This is a genomic window from Bacillus sp. AFS053548 (assembly GCF_002575105.1).
Taxonomy (GTDB): domain Bacteria; phylum Bacillota; class Bacilli; order Bacillales; family Bacillaceae_G; genus Gottfriedia.
The window spans coordinates 98,576-115,186 of sequence record NZ_NUHI01000005.1 but is presented as its reverse complement, the minus strand read 5'-3'; the positions used below and the strand labels follow the sequence as shown (position 1 = coordinate 115,186).

11 protein-coding genes and 1 riboswitch are annotated in these 16,611 nt (G+C 31.7%); of the genes, 7 read left to right on the top strand and 4 right to left on the bottom strand.

Features of this window, described 5'->3' with window-relative positions; genetic code table 11:
- Positions 1–19: 19 nt before the first annotated feature.
- Positions 20–150: riboswitch (cyclic di-GMP riboswitch) on the bottom strand.
- 456 nt (positions 151–606) lie between these two features.
- Positions 607–1,128 carry a sigma-70 family RNA polymerase sigma factor gene (locus tag CN946_RS02375; RefSeq protein ID WP_218012636.1) on the bottom strand — a complete coding sequence of 174 codons (522 nt, stop codon included), beginning with the start codon at positions 1,126–1,128 and terminating at the stop codon, positions 607–609.
- Between the two features lie 305 nt (positions 1,129–1,433).
- Between CN946_RS02375 and CN946_RS02370 the strand changes: the two genes are divergently transcribed.
- Entirely contained in the window at positions 1,434–1,967 is a 534-nt protein-coding gene (locus CN946_RS02370; protein WP_098859741.1) for a competence protein ComK, read from the top strand.
- 119 nt (positions 1,968–2,086) lie between these two features.
- Here CN946_RS02370 and CN946_RS02365 read toward each other — a convergent pair whose 3' ends face one another.
- Complete coding sequence (locus CN946_RS02365) at positions 2,087–2,995, bottom strand: accessory Sec system S-layer assembly protein (RefSeq protein WP_098859740.1); 909 nt, start codon at positions 2,993–2,995, stop codon at positions 2,087–2,089.
- Positions 2,979–5,363, bottom strand: coding sequence for an accessory Sec system translocase SecA2 (gene secA2 / locus CN946_RS02360; RefSeq protein ID WP_098859739.1), 2,385 nt, complete (start codon positions 5,361–5,363; stop codon positions 2,979–2,981). Before secA2 ends, CN946_RS02365 begins: the two co-directional genes overlap by 17 nt.
- Before the next feature lie 281 nt (positions 5,364–5,644).
- On the opposite strand from secA2, the gene CN946_RS02355 reads away from it, so the two are divergent.
- Positions 5,645–7,294 (top strand): PQQ-binding-like beta-propeller repeat protein, encoded by a 1,650-nt coding sequence (locus CN946_RS02355; protein ID WP_098859738.1) that lies wholly within the window; start codon positions 5,645–5,647, stop codon positions 7,292–7,294.
- Between the two features lie 185 nt (positions 7,295–7,479).
- Positions 7,480–8,058, top strand: a complete 579-nt coding sequence (locus CN946_RS02350) for a YARHG domain-containing protein (RefSeq protein ID WP_098859737.1) — start codon at positions 7,480–7,482, stop codon at positions 8,056–8,058.
- A 110-nt stretch (positions 8,059–8,168) separates the two neighbouring features.
- Here CN946_RS02350 and CN946_RS02345 read toward each other — a convergent pair whose 3' ends face one another.
- The gene (locus CN946_RS02345) at positions 8,169–9,551 is read right to left on the bottom strand and encodes a M48 family metallopeptidase (protein ID WP_098859736.1); all 1,383 of its coding nucleotides are present in this window, start codon (positions 9,549–9,551) and stop codon (positions 8,169–8,171) included.
- A 245-nt stretch (positions 9,552–9,796) separates the two neighbouring features.
- On the opposite strand from CN946_RS02345, the gene CN946_RS02340 reads away from it, so the two are divergent.
- The 4 genes from CN946_RS02340 to CN946_RS02325 all read left to right on the top strand — a co-directional run bounded on the left by CN946_RS02340 (position 9,797) and on the right by CN946_RS02325 (position 16,442).
- Positions 9,797–11,095: a TcaA 3rd/4th domain-containing protein gene (locus CN946_RS02340; protein WP_098859735.1), complete on the top strand. Its 1,299-nt coding sequence runs from the start codon at positions 9,797–9,799 to the stop codon at positions 11,093–11,095.
- 229 nt (positions 11,096–11,324) lie between these two features.
- Positions 11,325–11,942, top strand: a complete 618-nt coding sequence (locus CN946_RS02335; RefSeq protein ID WP_098859734.1) for a lysozyme family protein — start codon at positions 11,325–11,327, stop codon at positions 11,940–11,942.
- 331 nt (positions 11,943–12,273) lie between these two features.
- The gene (locus CN946_RS02330; RefSeq protein WP_176547173.1) at positions 12,274–14,661 is read left to right on the top strand and encodes an SH3 domain-containing protein; all 2,388 of its coding nucleotides are present in this window, start codon (positions 12,274–12,276) and stop codon (positions 14,659–14,661) included.
- A gap of 128 nt (positions 14,662–14,789) precedes the next feature.
- Positions 14,790–16,442 (top strand): Ig-like domain-containing protein, encoded by a 1,653-nt coding sequence (locus tag CN946_RS02325; protein WP_098859732.1) that lies wholly within the window; start codon positions 14,790–14,792, stop codon positions 16,440–16,442.
- Positions 16,443–16,611: the final 169 nt, after the last annotated feature.

Below are 16,611 nucleotides of genomic sequence, written 5' to 3'. Positions count from 1 at the left end.
AAATTAAGGTATAAAATACCTAGGTAACCCTGCTATCTTAGTTCGTTTAAGAGTTAAAAAATACAGTGAAATAGTTCTTTTTCCCTATGTTCAAAACTAAGATCAGTGGCTTTGCGTCCCAATCTCTCAATTGGTTTGCCTTTTTCTAGAGAGAGTTCAGGTAGATTTATTACAATTTTTAAAAAATTTATATAACAATTATATAATGAATCCAATACATAGTTTGTAGTAATTTGTAGTTTCAAAAAAAACAATAATATTACTAATATTTCAATTATATTAAAAGGTTTAGATAAATCAAGGCGTTTTTTTATATTTGAAACAATTGGAAAAATTTTAACAGAAAACATTTCGACATTCGTAAAAAAAATGTCGAAACTACAAAAAAATATTGGAAGAATTTAGTAATTTTAGAATAATATTCTAGACTGGGCCAAAATAGAAGAGAATGTTAAAAAATGTGTGAAGTTCTACTTAAAATGGCACAGTTTTGAAATTTGTAAAAGTAGGAGGAAAGTAATGGTTTATTTGGTTTGAATTGGAATGCAGATTGAAGCTAATAAAAAAATACAGTAATCAATAAATGGATTACTGTATTTTTTAGTTTTATTTTGATTCTCTTAATCTTTTTAATGCATAACGATAACTAGAGCGTACACTAGATTCTTTCATATTTAAATTTTTAGCAATTTGAGGAAAGTCATGATTGAAATAAAAACGTTTTATAAGAATTTGCTTCTGTAAGGGGGAAATTCCATCTAGAAAACTCATAAAATTAACAAGTGAAAATATCTCATCAAAATAGATTAAATCTTCTATACCTTGCTCGGAGAGTACGTTTCGTTCATCATATTTAATTGCTTTGGATAGCTCGTTTAATAAATAGCCTCTTACTGTAATATAAGCATAACTTGAAAAACTCCCTTTCTCGGTTTGATACTGCTGGTAAGCCTTCCATAATGCTATTTGACCAATTTGATAATATTCATCAAAGTTTTTATATATATGTAACTTCTTCATAGTTGCTTTTATCATTCGGGAATACTGGCTTAAACATTCCTCGAATGTACTTGGCTTCAATTTTCCTGAAATAACTTGATCATCTACATGTTCTTCACTACATTTCATGCTTACTGCCTTTCTTAAAGGCATGCCCTTATGTGTATTCCGCGGTGAAGTAACTATATAAAAATATAAGAAATATATCATATTTTGAAACATCAATTATGAATAAAAAAAATAAAGTGAAATGTGAGTATTGAATTTAAAACTTTAAATTTGCCAGAATTAATTAAATGAAGTCTTATCTATTTATATTTTTAAAAGAAGTAAAGTTTACTAAAACACAGGCTAAACGGTCATAGAAGTTTCAAAAATACTGAAAGATAATTTTGATATAATCGAAATGTAAAAAATCCTCAAAGGAGGCACATATGTCAAAATTAGATTATGTTGTATCTTATGAAACAATGATGATTGAAGCTGCGGATCATCCAGAGTATTTAACCAAAATAACAGATAAAAACAAAGGAGTAATCTATTCAAAGCGGCCAATGAAAGCAATCTTGAAAGAATCCGCCCTCTACCATAATCAATCAATTAAAGGTCATCTCGAAGTCGTAAAAAGTAAATATCCAACTATGAAAAAGATTCCTCTTATGATTAATCCCACATTATCAATTATTATGATTCCTACATCTTCGCAAAATAACATATCTTGCAAATGGCTAAATTTTATCCAAATAAATAAATATATAAAAGAAAAAAGAAAAACAAAAATACAGTTTAGGAATGGAGAAGAGAGGATATTCCCAATTTCTTATTACATTTTTGATAAACAAATTAGTAAAGCCACAAAGATTATTAGTATGTATTTAAGTCAGAAAGTAGAATATAAGCTAAAATCAGATGAAGAAAAGTTAATGATGATTAAGGAATTAATAGAAGGATATTCTTCTGATGGGTAGGGTAGAGGCAAGTTGTTTTTAGGAAAGCAGGGGCAGAAAAGACAAAAAGCAGGCCTTAAGATCTTAATTGATCATAATTCCTGCTTTTAAACTTAGTGAATCTATTCTTTAATTATGCCTTAAATAACTTCTTGATCAGGTATTCTGATTGTCCATTGTGAGAACGCATTTATTTCTACTAGTTCTTTAGGGAAGATAAATGTCCATGGTTTACTCGTATTTGCTTGGATTGTTAATGGAGGTAGTGTGAATAAACCTTTCGCAATTATTTCGCCATTCTCATTTAACATTTCTAGTGGTAGTAATTCTAGACTAACGGCTTGTGTTGATCCATTTCGAACTAAAATGTTAACGCCTAAGTTTCCTTCTTCATTATAGCTTGCTCTTAAAGCATGTAAGCTCACTTCATTTATACGTAATTTAGGTAAAGAATTTACAAGATTGCTTAATTCTGTAATTTGTTCTTCAGTAAGTCGGCCTTCCCATGTTGGATCTATATCTAATCGGTGGATAGTTTTTGATAAATCAAATGCTAACTCAAAACCTTTTTCAGGCAAGTCCTCTTTTAGTAAATACTCTCGTTCAAATACAAAGCGCCATGGGCGGCTACTGCAAGGAGGCATTTCACCAAGCTCTTCCAATCTAAAGCCTTTTTTAGCTAATAGTTCTCCTTCTTCACTAATCAATAATAGAATAGCATCTTCTAAACGAACTAATTTTTCTAAACTGTTACGAACAAATGCTGTAACAGTTGCACTTCCGTCATCATTAGTTTCAAGTTCGATTGCAGATAATGATAATTGATTTGGTTTTAAAGGAGAAAGCTCGTTATTTAAAAATTGATAAACATAACGCTTTTCATCTTCAATATGCATTAATGGATGGAATGAAATTTTAGGAAAAATTTCAGCCACTTCATTTCCTTCAACTTGAACTGCTTGATCAGTAGATGTTTGTTGCAATAAATCACTCGATGAAACTGTTGAATCTTTACCCTTTTGTAATAAACGCTTAATCGACGATAACATTTTGTTTTTCTACCCCCTGTGGACAAGATAATTCTTGGAATGTTGAAGCAAGACTTGCTGATATTTCTTGTTGTATTGAGTTATAAGTATGTTCAAACAGAGTAAATCCATCAAATTCATATAGTCGAATTGGATCTTCTTGTTGATACTGTCTTAAGTGTATCCCTTCAATCAATTGTTGTAAATGCTCTAAATGTTCAGTCCAATATAAATCTATATTACTTAATGCCGTGCTTTTTAAAATACTAATAAGTTTTACTTTTTTCTCTTCCTCTATACCGTTTAATACATCTTTATATACTGAAAAAGCTTCTTTTACGTTAAGCCAAATCTCTTGTTCAGTATTAAAATGTTCAATATCTATTCGAAGTGGTGGTATAAGTTGTTCAAGTGCTGTTTTTCCTTCAAGTAGATCCCAATCTTCAGGTGTACTATCTTTAGGATAGAATTGCATTAATAAGTGATTGACCGTTTCTTCAGCTTGACCAATAAACCAGTCTAAATCAGTTTCATTTTGTAAAAAGTTATTTCTTAATTTATAAATAATACGGCGATGTTCATTTGCAACACCATCTAATTTAAGCTGCCATTCACGAATTGAAGATTGATTTCCTTCACAGAGCTTTTGTGTAGATGAAACAAAGTCTTGAATCGTAGAATTTATTACTTTACCAAATTGATCAGTCTGTAGATTCTTATATAATTTATCTAGCTTTTCTGTATTGTATTTTACAAATAATTCATCTTCTAATGACAGATAGAATTGAGATGAACCAGTGTCCCCTTGTCGCCCTGCTCGCCCTTTTAATTGTAAATCAATGCGCTCACTTTCATGACGTTCTGTTCCAATTACATGAAGACCTCCTAAATCTGATACACCTTCAGCTAAGAAGATATCAGTCCCTCGACCCGCCATATTGGTTGAAATGGTAATCATACCTATTTGACCAGCTATGGCAATCATCTTTGCCTCTTCTTCAACATTTTTTGCATTAAGGAGCTGAAACTTTATCGATTCTTTTTCTAATAATCCTGCGAATACTTCAGATTGACGAATGGAGGTTGTTCCAATTAGAATTGGTTGTCCCTTTTCATGTCGGAATTTTACATCAGCCAGAACTGCTCTGAGTTTTTCTTCTGTTTTTTCAAACACGATATCCTCGTGGTCAATCCGAATTACCGGTTTATTAGTAGGAATTCGAATAACTTCCATGTTATAAACATGTAGAAGTTCCTTTTCTTCTGTTTTTGCAGTTCCAGTCATGCCAGAAAGAATTGGGTACATACGGAAATAATTTTGTATTGTTACGGATGCAACGGTATGATTTTCTTCAGTTGTTTTTAACTCTTCTTTTGCCTCGATTGCTTGATGGAGACCGTTACTTAATGAGCGTCCTTCCATAATTCGGCCAGTAAATAAGTCAATTAGTCTAATCTCACCTTCGTGAATAATATAATCAACATCGCGTTGAAATATTAAATCGGCTCGCAATGCGTTGTGAACAAAGTGGAAAAGCGTTGTATGTTCTAGGTCATATAAATTTTCAATCATAAAGGCTTTTTCAATTTTTGAAATACCTTCTTCAGTTAAAGTAATTGCTTTAGTTTCTTGATCTAAAAAATAATCCCTACCTTTTATAAACGTACGAATAAAGCGTGCACAAAGCGAGTATAAGTGTGATTGTGCGGTTTTTTTTCCTGCAATAATTAGTGGTGTTTTTGCTTCATCTATTAATACTGAGTCAACTTCATCAATAATTGCATAATGATATGGGCGTTGAACTTGTTCAACTAAAGAAGTAACCATATTATCGCGTAAGTAATCAAAACCAAATTCGGTTCCGATTCCATAAGTAATATCTGCATTGTATGCAGCTTTTTTAGCCTCCAAAGGTAAATTGGGAATGTTCAAACCTACGGTAAGACCTAAAAATTCGTGAATTTGCCCAATTTGATCCGCATCGCGTCGGGCCAAATATTCGTTTATGGTAATAATATGTACGCCTTTTCCCTCAAGCGCACGAGTATAAGCAGGTAATGAAGAAACCAATGTTTTTCCTTCCCCAGTTGGCATTTCAGCAATATTTCCATCTAGTAATGCAAGTCCACCAATTAATTGAACATCATAAGGGCGCATCCCTAAAACACGTTTTGATGCTTCACGGACTAGAGCAAAAGCATCTATCGTAATTTCATGAATTACAGCTTCGTTATTAGAAATTTTTTGCTTTAATAGATAAGTAAATTTACGCAAATCTTCATCTAGAAGACTTTCAAAGAATGGCTCCTTTGTATTTATCTCCTGAACTATTTTTTCATACTCCTTTAATTTCCGATTGCCAATAATTTTTTGCAAAGTCTGGATCAAGGATGTTCCCTCCTGAGCTGGTAATCTATCATGTCTCTTCTTTAAATGTATCATAAGTTTTAAGGGACTCAAGGTGTAAATAGTGGGAATTTATAGAAAAGATTGAAAATTATATTATTAATACTAAAGTAAAAATTATTAGGAATCAAAATGTAGCGATTGATCTTTAAGTAAAAATAACTAGTTAATTTCAAAATGTGACAAATTGCTTACTTCCTATTATATATAATCTTAGTAGTTTCATATTAATAGTCTACTAAGATATGAGGGAGAGAGCTTAATTGAAGACAAAGATCGGTATAATCTTTTCTGCTGCAATACTTTTAACAAGTATATTTAGTTCACCATCGTTGAAACATAGAGGCACTAAACATGAGACCAATTTAATAAGTAATAACGAAGTAAAAGCTGCAACAAATCAAAAGAGTAGTGGACAATCAACACTTCAAAAGGATGAGACAAATCAACAAAAAAAGTGGGAAGCACTACAACTGAATCCACTCCCTAGTAGTAAAAACCTATCGTATAGTTTCAGTAATAGTACAAAAGTGTTTACAAAACCTTTCCCAGAGCAGTATCAAACCATTAATGGAATATTGAGCTTTCGAGGCGGACCTTTCCGAAATAATGGTTCGATGGGAACGACAGTTATTTCAAAGCAAAAGTTAATTAAGAGTTGGTCTTTTCAAACTTCTTCTTCATCTGGATGGGGCGGGGGCTCAGGATGGACTGGCCAACCTAGTGTAATTGAATGGAAACCACAAGAACAAAAAATTATGAATTTATATTCTCAATTTAAAACAAAGTCAAATTTTAAAGAAGTAGTTTATGGATCTTTAGATGGAAGAGTTTACTTTTTAGACTTAGCAACAGGTAAGAAAACAAGAAATCCAATTAATATTCAAAATCCAATTAAAGGTAGCGTGGCTCTTGATCCACGTGGTTATCCTCTTTTATACGTTGGGCAAGGTATACCACAAACAGGAAAAATAGGTATGAGGATTTTTAGTCTAATTGATGGCTCCCAATTAGCATTTATTCCTGGAATTGATTCTTATTCTTTTCGTGGTTGGGGAGCTTTTGATGGTTCTGCGTTATTTAACCGAGAAGATGATGCTATGTTAGTTGGCGGGGAAAATGGACTAGTTTATTTTATCAAACTAAATACTAAATATGATCCAAATGCTAAAAAGATAAAAATTTCTCCAGTAATTTCAAAATATCGATATAAACTTAAAAATAATTCTTACCAAGGTATTGAAAATTCAGTAGCGGTATTTAAAAATATTGCATACTTCTCCGATAATGGTGGTGGTATTCAAGCGCTGGATATTATTAAGAAAAGGCCAATTTGGGCAAATAATGCATATGATGATACAGATGCGTCAATTGTCATTGAGAATTCCAATGGTACACCGTTTTTATACACAGGTTCTGAAATTGATAAACAAGGTACTAAAGGCTATGCACGCATTCAAAAGTTAAATGGGCTTACTGGGAAAGTAATTTGGGAGAAGAAAATACCGGGTTATTCGATAAAAGGTAATCATCCTGTTAATGGTGGACTGTTAGCGACTCCAATTGTTGGAACTGGGCCATTAAAAGGGCAGGTTATTTTTAATATTTCAAGATATAAAACGATGAATGGGGGCTTATTAATTAGTTATGATACTGTTACTGGAAAAGAAAAATGGCATTTAGACTTACAAAACTATGCGTGGTCATCTACAGTAGCGGTGTATACAAAGGATAATAAAGCTTACTTAATTCAAGGTGATTCTGTTGGTAACTTGTACTTAATAAGTGGTAGCGGAAAAATTATCAATAAGATTAACCTAGGTGCCAATATTGAGGCGTCTCCAGTTGTAGTTGGACAACAAGTAATTGTTGGAACTAGAGGAGGTAAATATATAAGCGTCAATATACAATAAATATAGTGATGAATGATCCCTAATTCCGTTTACGGAGCTAGGGATTTCTTGTTAATTTGATATAGTCTTTTCAATTGTGTTAATAACGTATTAAACTTCTATTAAAAGAATTGGATTTTAAGCAAATAGATTAGATAATATGATAAGTGTATTTATTTATAACTGTATTAGGGGAGTGAAAGGATTTGGCTAAAAAGGCAGAAAATAAAGTTGGAAGTCGTTCAGAACATAGAAAACTTAAGAATAAGGAAGATGGTTTTAGTAGTAAACGGTACTTTTCGTTAATACTCTCAATAGCTGGAGTACTAATAATAGGTGCTACAGCAATTTTTTATGTCTACCCTAAAATCATGAATGAAGGGAATATTCATCCGGAAAATGCTTCTACAAAGGCAGTGGAAGATAAGGATGTAAAAAAAGAAACAAAGAGTGAAAAGGCGACTGAAACAAAAACTAAGGAAGTTGCTAAAGAAACAACCACTAAGGAAACAAAGGTTACCGATGAAGAAAAACAATCAAAAGATTATGTTTTACCGGAAAGTAATAGTAGAAAACTAACGAATGCAGATCTAACTAAATTAGCTCCAAATGATTTACGTTTAGCCAGAAATGAAATCTATGCTAGGCATGGTTTAGTATTTAAATCTAGTGACTTGACGATTTATTTCAGCTCGAAGTCTTGGTATAAACCTAATCCAGCATATGGCGGACAACTTAATGATGTAGAACAATATAATTTAAATTTAATTAAATCAAAGGAATAATTGGATATACGAGCTATTAAAAAAAGCAAAGTTCAGTGATTAATGAACTTTGCTTTTTTATTTGCTATCATACAATGCTTTTGATAGGAAAATAGATACATGTGTAGGTCTTAAAGGTTAATCTCGGTTCCTTGACTAGCTAACCATTTTACTATTTTCGTTGCTCCATTTTCCTTTGCTACTTCTTTTACTGTCATTCCATCCACATTCTTTATTGATAAGTCTGCACCTTTTTTAATAAGGTACTGGAATGTTTTTACATCATCTACTTCATATGTTGTATCAAAAATAGGTGATTCCCCAGAACTGTCTTGCTGGTTAATATTTGCTCCGTATTTTAGTAGTAAGTCAATTGCTTGCTTGTCTCCCATAGAAGCAGCGGCATGTAAGATTGTCCAATCATCTGCATCTCCTATAGAAGGATCAGCTCCGTTATCAAGTAATAACTTTAACATCTCTAAGTTAAGATGGTCTTCATCAGTATATGAAGTCTTGAGAAGTGGAGACTCGTAGTTATCGTTCAACTCATTTACGTCTGCTCCTTCGTCAATTAACTCTTTAACTTGTTCAATATCGTTATCAAGAACTGCTTGCGTTAATGGTGTTTCCGCAGCTAAATAGCCATCAACGAATGATTGTGCTAGTGGAATCGCTTTCTCTATTAATAGACCTACACCGACTATAAGCCCGAATGACAACCCAAATACAATTACAGCAATTCCGTATACGCGTTTTGGTGTTTTAAATTTAATATCGCTTTCTACATTATTAAAATGATGCAAAGCGTTAATACGTTTTGGTAAAGTTGGATGGAACATTAATCGTTCACTTAACCAAATTAAAAAGCCTTTTTCATTGCTACTATTTAATAAATATTCACGTTGATCAATTTGTTGATAATATTTGCGACCAACGGCTAACATTGTAAGTGCTTGAGTCGATGCTTCAAAATCATTTATATAATGACTAGCCATTCGATCACTTGTATACTCACATGCACGTGAATATGCCGAACCTAAAAAAGGAACCCAATTTGCAGGCAATACTAAAGCCTGTTTTAGAATATGATTTCGTTTAATATGTGCAAGCTCGTGTGCAATCACGAAATCAATTACTTTTGGATTTGATTCAATCTCTTCGAATAGATCTGAATATAAAACAATCATATTCCGTCCAAAGAAACGCGTAGCAAAGGCATTTAACAGTCCCCCAGATTGGACTACATAAACATCTGGTAGGAAATAAAAGCCCATTTCCTTTGAAATTTCTCTTGTTCTGAAATATACTTCTGGAAATTGTTTTTCAGTTATCTTAACGCCATTTATACGTATGTGGGCAGTGAAAATTAAATGGGCAAAGAGTGGTAAAATGATTAAAATTCCTAAAATAATAAGACCAACAACGCTTAAAATAAGTAATAAATAAATTGGAATACTAATAAGTAAAAGTAATATAAAATAAATCGATTCTTTCCGATTAACTAAAGGTTTCAATATCTCTCCTCCTATATCTCAATTCTTATAGTTTAACAAGTAAATGGAAAGGATGTCATACATATATTTAAGAGAAATGAAACCAATTACTTCCACTAAATAATAAAAAAATTTCTTTTTACCCTTTAAATAAAAAATAGTATGATAGACTATAGTTTACTTTTTTAAGTATTTATTTAGATTCAATTTATATATTAAAAACATGTACTATATAGAATGAAAATTTAAGGGGAAGTTAAAAATAAATGGAAACTCAGTTAAGAGAACAAAATTCCTTGTCAAGAGCGGGTATACGAACAATGCGAAAAGAACGAATACCTAGTTTTAAAAGAAAATGGATGTTTATTTTACTACCAATTATCGCGATATTAATTACACATTTAACATTAAATTACTTAAATTCGCCTAAAAGATTAGTGAAGATTTTTGATAAAGCTGTGTCAGATAATAATTATAAAGAAGTCACACATATGCTACAAAAAGGCGGTACTGGGGCGTCCCTAGATGAAGACTCAGTAATCGCATTTATGGATTACTTAAATAGCTATGATGTTTTAGATAAATTAGACGATATGATTCAAAATAATAAAATAATTCATAGTAAATTAATAGATAGTCGTGGAAATTATGTGCTTTCAATTAAAAAGGGCGGTAAATTTTTAGGAATTTATCAAACGTATTTAATAAGTGCCCAACCATTCGAATTAAAGATTTCTTCTCCAATTGACGACATTGAATTAAAATTAAATAATCATATTACACATTTGAATAAAGACGAGTACGAAACAACATATCACAAAATTTTACCTGGAAAGTACACTTTGGCTGTTTCATATAAAGGTGTTTATAGTGATGTTAAGGATGCAGTTGATATAGATTTTTCTTCGGCTTCGAAAAATAAGTTATCTCAAGAATTAACTTTTAATGTTAGTTATGTCCAAATATACTCAAACGAACCTGAGTCAGAACTTTTTGTAAATGGAAAAGATACTGGGCAAAAAGTAAGTGGACTAGATCGCTTTGGTCCGTTTTTATTAAATGGTAAAACAGTAGTTCACGCTGAAATTGAAAAGAATGGTGAATTATTTAAAACGGATGATATTCCAGTTACCGGAAAATATGTGGATTTAATGTTTGATACGCCAGTTGAAAACCAGGACGAGACAAATCAAAAAGATGGTTTCTTTGCAGGACTTAAACGTTTTTTTGATAAGTATTTACCAAGTCCTAAGCCTTCATCTGATTTAGAAGAAAAGCAACTAATCAACGGCTTGTTTAATCAAAATGGCCAAGCATTCTTACAGTCTAAGGAATATCAAGACAAAATTAAGAAAAAGGATACAACGCAAAAACTCACAAGCTTTTCTATGAAAAATTCAAAGCAAGATGATTCAGGTATGATCATTACAACAAATGAGTCGTATGAGATAACTGATAAACATGGTAAAACTAAAATGAAATCATTTGAAATTACTTACCACTTCTCAAGAGAAAATGATGAATTAAAAATGGATCGTATAGTAGAAGTAAAAGAGATAAAGTAAATTGTAGTAAAGAGTCCATTTTAGTTTGGACTCTTTTTTTGTTGATTCAGGGTTAGAGGAGTCCGCAATTATTAAGCTAGTGTTAAAAGGGCACAATTCTTATTAAATGTTTATTATAAGAAATATTTCTTTTTTCACATTTTAATGTCAAATATATGTAGTTTTTGCACATTGCTTTTCTAAATAGGAATATTCGTTATAATGTATTAAAGAGAAATGTTTGGAGGTAATGAAAAAGAATAGAATGTGGAAATTTATTAAAAGACTTCTTTTATTTACACTTCTGATGTCAATTATTGGGTTATTTGCGATCTATCGTTACTATTTCCAAAATGTGTTGAAGTATGAAACACAAGTTTACACTGAATTAAAGACGTCTAATTTAGAAGAATACACACCTTTATTACTAGGGTTAATGATGCAAGAAACGAAGGGTAAAGGAAAAGATCCAATGCAGGCTTCAGAATCACTAGGACTAGCAAAGGATAGTATTCAAGATACTTCAAAAAGCATACAACAAGGGGTCTCACACTTTAAAGACGTGTATTCCTATGGTAAAAAGCAAGGCGTTGATTTACAAACCATAATACAAAGTTACAATATGGGGATTGCTTATATTGATTTTGTAAAAACACATGGAGGTAAACATACAGATCAACTTGCTAAAACTTATTCTCTATCGATGGTGGAGACGAATCCTGAGCTTTATACGTGTAATAATAATAAGAAAAATTTCAGATATCCATATTGTTATGGTGACTTCACATATAGTCAAAAAGTAATGAAGAAAACAAAGTACTTCGAGATTTTAGTCCCACTTAAACATAATATAGTAGGAAAACCATAGTCCATGAAGAAGAGATAAATGTCTTCTTTATGGACTTTTTAACTTTTTTTTTAGAATTGTGTCATTTTAATTACAAAATGGTTGTCGTTTCGATAAAATTAAACAATTTCCTTTTTTTACCGATATAATTATTGAAAAAACAATTCAAATTCCGACATTTTATGACTTATACTTAATTTTAGTGTTAATTTTTTGTTAATGTCATTTTAAAAAAATTATAGTTTATTAATTTTACTAGTTTAATAGAATTGAATTGTTTTATTCTACGGTTTAAATGTAAAAATGGTAGGAAAGGAAAATTTGATACATGAAAAAAATGGGAAGAGTACTTTTGGTATCAACAGGCATATTAGTAGGCACCTCCAGCATTTCCTGTCCTAATATAGGTTTGGAAACATCAAAAGCGAGTGCAGCGATCGTAAATATTAAAACGAAGTATCAAACGAGTGCAAATCTAAATTTAAGACAGGGTGCAGGTACAACTTATAAATCACTTGTGATTATTCCAAAAGGAAAAGTAATTACCGCTACTCAAAGAAATGGTAATTGGTACAAAGTGACTTATAGTTCTAAAACTGGTTGGGTAAGTGGTACGTATTTAAAGGAATATTATAAATATACTACTCAAGCGACCGCTTATTATTTTACAAATAAAACTACTAAGCTATATCCAACGCCTGATACAAAAAAAGCTGCAGTATATTCTGTAGTTGTTAATAATGGATTTTATAGTACTCAAAACATTGTAAATAGCATTGGCCAAACATGGTTCCGCGTTAGTTATAATGGCAAAACCTTGTATGTAAATAGTGCAGATATTACGAAAAGTGCTGTAGCTACATTTGCCCAAACAAAATATAAAGCAATTAAAAATACAAGTTTATATCAAACCTATGGTGTATCTTCTAAAGTACTATCAAGTATTCCAAGTGGTACAGTCATATCATCATCAAAACGTGTTGGTAATTGGTATATCGTCACGCTTAATGGTAAAACAGGATATGTTTATATTAATAATTTTACAAAAGTAAATGAAATAAAATATGAAACAACCAGTACTGCATATTATTTTACGAAAGCAGTCACTAACTTATACGCAACTCCAGATGCGACAAAACCTGTAGTAACTACAGTTAATGGAGATAATGGCTTTGCTTCAACTCAAAAAGCGACAGATTTAGTAGGGAAGATATGGTATCGAATTAATTACAATGGAAAAAATCTTTATGTTAAGAGTGAAGATGTAACTGCAAATAGCTTCACAACATTTACTACTACAAATTATAAAGCGCTTAATTCAACCTATTTATATGAATCGTTCGGCAATGCATCAAAACAACTTATTCAAATTCCAAAAGATACAGTTATCCCGATTAGCAAAAAAATTGGTAATTGGTATAGTGTGTCTTATAAAGGTGTAAATGGATATGTAAGAGCAGCGGATTTCGGAAAAAGTGATGTCGTGACGATAACTAATATAACGGATACGACTTATATTACGACTTCAGAATTAAATCTACGTCAGTCGTATAATGCTTCTTCACCGTTGCTTACAGTAATTCCCGTTAATATGGTTTTAATTGCGACTGATAAAACGTCTAACAATTGGTATAAGGTTAGTTACAATGGGAAAACGGGATATGTGTCAGGAACATATATCAAGCAAGTAAAAACTGGTGACCCAATGACATCAAGAGATAGCTATCAGTTTATTGATCTGCGTACACCTTCACCTGTAACTGCTGCGCAAATTAATACCTATATTGCTAGTAATGTAAAAAGTGGAGTTAAGAGTATACTAACTGGTCAAGGACAATTATTTATTGATGCTGGAAATAAATATGGTATAAATGCACTTTATTTAGCAGCACATGCAATTCATGAAAGTGGATTTGGTACTTCTCAAATTTCATTAGGAAAAAATAACTTATTTGGCTTTGGTTCATATGATTCAACGCCATATATAGCGTCATACAAATTTATGAGTGTACAAGAAAATGTAGAGTATATTGCACGCTCGATTAAATCTACTTACTTAAATCCAAGTAACTGGAAATATAAAGGTGCATATCTTGGTTTTAGTACAAAAGATATGAGCAATGTAAGAATAGATGCAGCGAGTGAAGGGATGAATTTTTATTACGCGACTGATCCAAGCTGGGGTAAATTGATTGCTCAACATATGCAAAAAATTCTACCGTTTGATAAAGCGTACTATGATAAAGCACAACCGAATATTACGATTCCAGGCAGTCCATCTACTCCTGTTGGTAGTGATGTTTTCCCTGCTAATATCCAAGCAGTTGCAAAAGGAAACATAGATCTATACACCGCAAAGGGAGATACCGCTAAAGTGAAATCGATAGCAGCTGGTACCGCCTTCCTTCTTCTTGAAAAAACAAATAATTATTGGATTAAATTATCAATTGATGGGAAGGTTTTTTGGACAAACAGTATCAAATTAAATGCATATAGCCAAACTTTATCTGTTAAAAACTTAGGTAGGATAACAACAGATGGTTTAAACGTGCGCTCAGCAGCAACTACAACTGTAAACAATGTAATTGGTACATTAAACCTTAATAATTACGTAAGTATTGCTACAAACACAGATGGTACTTTAACAATGGATAGTACAAAAAAATGGTATAAAATCCAACTAGCGAATGGAAGCTTTGGATGGGTATCTTCAAGTTATGTCAAACAAGAATTAAAATAATTTTTTGATGGTTCAGGAAAAACTGAGCCATTTTTTTTATGAGTTTTATAGAGAAATAGAAAGTTAAGAAATGAAATATGATAAAATAGATACATTGTTTCATATTTAGGTAGATTGGAGAATAAACAATGAAATCTTTTTTACTGAAATTTGGCTTAATAGCTTTAACAGTAAGTTTGTTTAATGGAAAAGCTAGTGCAGAAACAAACACGGATTGGGCTTCAAAGTGTAACTCAAGTAAAACGATAATTCCATCAAATCAACGTATAAATTGTTTGCTTACTTATGCGGCAATCAATGCTGATACTCCGCCTGAGGTCGTAAAGGCAATTGCGTTGAAGGAATCTGGTTGGAATCAATCAGAAGAGGCTTCTGATGGTGGAATTGGGATTATGCAAATTACAAATCAACTTAGATATGACCAAAACAGATTAAAAACTGATATTGCATATAATATTCAAGCTGGTGTTGAGATTTTAAACGAGAAATATAATTGGAAAAATCCAGATGGCACGTACAGATTACCAAGGATTAAAGATGCGAATCGTCATATTATTGAGAATTGGTATTTTCCTACTATGGGTTATAATGGTGTGAAGCGAGTGAATAGTCCTATTGTCAAGACACCAGGAGAAAACTACGGAAAAGTAAATAGTAATGCTTATCAAGAAAAAGTTTTTAATATGATTGAAGATCAAAGTTACTTAAGAGGTGAAAAAGCTCCTCCTATTTTAGCTAGATTCCCGTTTACGCCTGATGATTTTTACTATAGCCCGGACAGCGATGAGGATATTGAGTTCAAAATTCCTCTTTATACTATCAATGAAGGACTTCATGAATCACCATATTTCATGAAAAAAGGAGACATTGCATACGTAACAGCAGATGGAGCTAAATTACGATCAGAACCAAAAACTTCGACAAAGGAATTAGAGATACTTCCTAAATACATGACATTAACAATCTATGATGAATTTCAGTTTGATACAAGTAAGTACGAAAACCAATTCGTCTGGTTTAAAGTGAAAAAGGCAGATGGGAAAATTGGATTTATTTCATCAGCGTACATTACAAAAAAGTATGATTTAGCTAATCCGGTTGTAACTGGTGTTGCCAATGGTAAATTCTATAATAAAGATTTAAAAATCCACTTTAATGAAGGAATCGCGACATTAAATGGAACTCGTATTAATAACGACTATTTAGTTTCAAAAGCAGGTAGCTATACACTTGTAGTGAAAGATTCAGTTATGAATACAACAACTATTAAATTTACTATCGATAAAACAAAACCAACAACACCAACAATGAATACAGTTTCAGATCAATCAACTACTATTACCGGAACAGCAGAAGCAGGTTCTACAGTTAAACTATATATTAATAGCAAGCTTCAAAAAAGCACGACAGCTGCTTCAAATAAAAGCTATAAATTTACAATTCCAAAGCAAAAAAGTGGAACGACAGTTAGTGTAACTGCTACGGATAAAGCTGGAAATGTAAGTGCAACAAAGTCTTTAAAGGTATTAGATAAAACACCACCAGCTCTTCCAGTTGTTAATAAAGTTACTTCAAAATCAAAAACTGTAACAGGTAGTGCTGAGAAATATGCTTCAGTGAAGATTTATCGAGGAAGTACATTAATAGGTCAAAGCTCGGTTAATTCCAGTGGTAAATTTTCTGTATCAATAAAAGTACAGAAAGCAAACACATATTTAAAGGTTTATGTCATTGATAAATCGGGAAACAAAAGTGTTCGTACAATTAAAGTTGTAAAATAGTTAAAATACGATGCAATAAGTTTTTTTCTTATTGCATTGTATTTTTTTTTATTTTTCAAATTCTTTTTGGAAAGAGTAAATTTATTTGTTACGAACTATACAATTGCTTCATTTCTAATGCTCGATAATTAAGTAGACGAGGATCTGTTTTTACAAAATATTTTTAAGA

What these genes read in the sequence shown, in the direction of transcription:
- CN946_RS02370 (WP_098859741.1), top strand. Translation starts at nt 1,434, where the DNA reads ATGTCAAAATTAGATTATGTTGTATCTTATGAAACAATGATGATTGAA.
- CN946_RS02365 (WP_098859740.1), bottom strand. Translation starts at nt 2,995, where the DNA reads ATGTTATCGTCGATTAAGCGTTTATTACAAAAGGGTAAAGATTCAACA.
- CN946_RS02340 (WP_098859735.1), top strand. Translation starts at nt 9,797, where the DNA reads ATGGAAACTCAGTTAAGAGAACAAAATTCCTTGTCAAGAGCGGGTATA.
- CN946_RS02325 (WP_098859732.1), top strand. Translation starts at nt 14,790, where the DNA reads ATGAAATCTTTTTTACTGAAATTTGGCTTAATAGCTTTAACAGTAAGT.
- CN946_RS02335 (WP_098859734.1), top strand. Translation starts at nt 11,325, where the DNA reads ATGAAAAAGAATAGAATGTGGAAATTTATTAAAAGACTTCTTTTATTT.
- CN946_RS02375 (WP_218012636.1), bottom strand. Translation starts at nt 1,128, where the DNA reads ATGAAATGTAGTGAAGAACATGTAGATGATCAAGTTATTTCAGGAAAA.